General features: G+C 27.1%; 3 protein-coding genes and 1 pseudogene. All 4 read left to right on the forward strand.

Features of this window, described 5'->3' with window-relative positions; genetic code table 11:
• Window positions 1-684 (forward strand): annotated as a pseudogene (locus CI949_RS19435) (acetate kinase); the annotation flags it as partial.
• Between the two features lie 29 nt (window positions 685-713).
• Window positions 714-1,067, forward strand: a complete 354-nt coding sequence (gene eutS / locus CI949_RS19440; RefSeq protein ID WP_133506122.1) for an ethanolamine utilization microcompartment protein EutS — start codon at window positions 714-716, stop codon at window positions 1,065-1,067.
• A 2-nt stretch (window positions 1,068-1,069) separates the two neighbouring features.
• A complete protein-coding gene (gene eutP / locus CI949_RS19445; protein ID WP_133506120.1) occupies window positions 1,070-1,504 on the forward strand; it encodes a EutP/PduV family microcompartment system protein in 435 nt (144 codons plus the stop codon).
• Window positions 1,505-1,532: 28 nt separating this feature from the next.
• The gene (locus CI949_RS19450) at window positions 1,533-2,699 is read left to right on the forward strand and encodes a phosphotransferase (RefSeq protein WP_133506118.1); all 1,167 of its coding nucleotides are present in this window, start codon (window positions 1,533-1,535) and stop codon (window positions 2,697-2,699) included.
• Window positions 2,700-2,770: the final 71 nt, after the last annotated feature.

Genomic DNA, 2,770 nt, shown 5'->3' on the forward strand with positions numbered 1-2,770 from the left:
TCTCATAAATATGTTTCAGAAAGAGGTTCCGAATTATTAGAAAAAGATTATAAAGACTTAAAAATTATTAGTTGTCACTTGGGTAATGGAGCTAGTATAACAGCTATTGAAGATGGAAAAGTAATTGATACAACTATGGGTTTAACACCTTTAGAAGGTTTAGTTATGGGAACTAGATCTGGTGATCTTGACGCAGGTATAATACCATATATTATGAAAGAAAGAAATATGGATATTGAAGAAATTGATCAAGCTTTAAATACTGAAAGTGGAGTATTAGGAATTTCTGGAATTAGTAATGACTTTAGAGATATTGGTGAAAAAGCTGATTTAGGTGATGAAAGGGCACAATTAGCTATAGATATTTTCTGTCGTAGAGTAAAGAAATATATTGGCTCATATGCAGCCTTGTTGGGTCGAGTTGATTTATTGATTTTTACTGCTGGTATTGGTGAAAATGCAATTAATATTCGAAAAAAAATAGTATCAGACATGGATTATTTTGGTATTGAACTTGATGAGGATAAAAATAATTGTCGTGGCAAAGAAGTTAAAATTAGTTCTGATAATTCTAATGTAGATGTTTATGTTATTCCAACAAATGAAGAACTAGTTATTGCACGAGAAGCAAAAGACGTTGTAGAAACTTATATTAAGAATATAATTAAAGGAATTGTGGGATAATTATTATGTTTATTTCCGGAGGAGATAACATGGCAGAATTGAAAAAGAAAAAAGATAGAGTTATACAAGAATATGTCCCTGGTAAACAAGTTACTCTAGTACATTTAATTGCACATCCTTCAGCTGATATTTATAAGAAAATTGGCCTGAATGAACAACACGAAGCTCTTGGGATATTAACCATTACCCCCAGTGAAGCAGCAATAATCGCAGCAGATTCTGCTAGTAAAAATGCAGATATTAAAATTGGATTTATTGATCGGTTTAGTGGTTCATTAGTTATAAGTGGTAAAGTATCAAGTGTCGAATCTGCTCTTAAAAACATTTTGAATTTATTAGAACATGTTTTAGGGTTTGATATAACAGAGATTACGAGGTCATAAACATGAAAGATATAATTCTAATTGGTGGAACTAAAGCGGGTAAAACGACATTATTAAAAGTATTGAAGGGTAAAAAATTTAAAAAAATTAATGTTAGAACACAAAGTTTGGAATTTGAAGACCAAATTATTGATACTCCAGGAGAATATATAGAGAATAGACAGTATTATACAGCTTTAATTTCGGCTGCTCAAGAAGCAGAAATTATCGGATTAGTTGCTGATGCAACAGCAGAACAATATTTTTTTCCTCCTACATTTGCTTCAATATTTACCCGCCCTGTAATTGGAATAATAACAAAAATTGATGAAAAAGAAGCGAATATTGAATATGCTAAAGATATTTTAAATATGGCTGGGGCTAAAAGAATATTTTTAACAAGTTCTTTGACTGGAGAAGGAATTAATAAATTAGCAAATTTTATTTCTAATATATGATTTTTAATCTAGATTGGAAGGTAATATAATGGATTTAACTGAAATGATAACTTTAGAAGAAGCAGCTGAATATATAAAAAAAGAAACTAATGTTTTCACAAACTCAGAAAACATTATTATTAAAAGTTTAAATTCTAATACATTAAGTGTCAATGGTTATGCTAATAACTTATTTTTAATTAAAAATAAGATTAATAATAAAAAAGTTGTTTTGAAACAAGTTCTTCCTTATGTAAGAAAAGCCGCTATAGAAAATGTTAATATTCCTTTACCCAAAGATAGAATTTACTCAGAATTTTATTCATTAAAATTTTGGCGGGGGTGCTGCTCAGGATTTGTTCCTGAAGTATATTATTTCGATAGTAATAATAATATAATAATTTTTGAGTATATAGAGGGAATGGATCTTTTAAGAAGTGCATTAATAAAAAGAAAAAAATTAAAAAACATTGACAATCAAATAGCTATATTTTTAGCAAGAACTGCATTTTATAGCTCAAAATATTTTTTAGATGAAGAACAATTCAATGGTCTTTCAAATTTTTTTGATCAATCTGAAACAATTAATATCTGGGATGACTTAATTTTTAATAGAGCTATTTTAGAGCCAGATAATAGAGCCGTAAATCCTTTAATTAAAGAAAAAGTATCAACCTTTTGTCAAGATAAAAAAATAATTTCAAAAACAAAAGAAATTAGATCTGTCTTTAATAATACAAAATCAGCTTTAATCCATGGAGATTTTCATAGTTCTAATATTTTTGTTAAAAATAATAAAGTTACTATTTTTGATACAGAATTTGCGGGCTATGGTTTACCATCTTTTGATATGGGAAGATTAATTGCTAATTTAATTTTAAATTATTCTTCATTATTAGGGTTTGAATATAACCCTAAAAGAAAAGGATATCAAATATATATATTAAAGTTTATAAAAAGAGTTTATAATATTTTTAAATTTAAACTGATTAGATTATTTAAAATGGAGGTTAATTCATCATCTGTAAAAATAGAAAAATATTTTAATGAATATTTGTACCAAATGCTTTCTTTTATTTCTTTAACAATTATTAGTAGATTATATGATGAAGGTCTTTGTTTAGATTTAAAAAGAATAAAGAAACTAAAGCAAAGAGCAATTGCTCAAGAATTTGCTGTAAGAATATCGGTAACGTCAAGTATTTTGTGTAAATAAATTAATATCTTTCTTCAAATAGTTGAATTAGTTTTTCTCGAGCAGCTAAAAATCCTTTTAATCTTCTCTCT

It is taken from the genome of Halanaerobium sp. (genome assembly GCF_003070835.1).

Coding starts and splice junctions, on each gene's coding strand:
- eutS (WP_133506122.1), top strand. CDS start 714: ATGGCAGAATTGAAAAAGAAAAAAGATAGAGTTATACAAGAATATGTC.
- eutP (WP_133506120.1), top strand. CDS start 1,070: ATGAAAGATATAATTCTAATTGGTGGAACTAAAGCGGGTAAAACGACA.
- CI949_RS19450 (WP_133506118.1), top strand. CDS start 1,533: ATGGATTTAACTGAAATGATAACTTTAGAAGAAGCAGCTGAATATATA.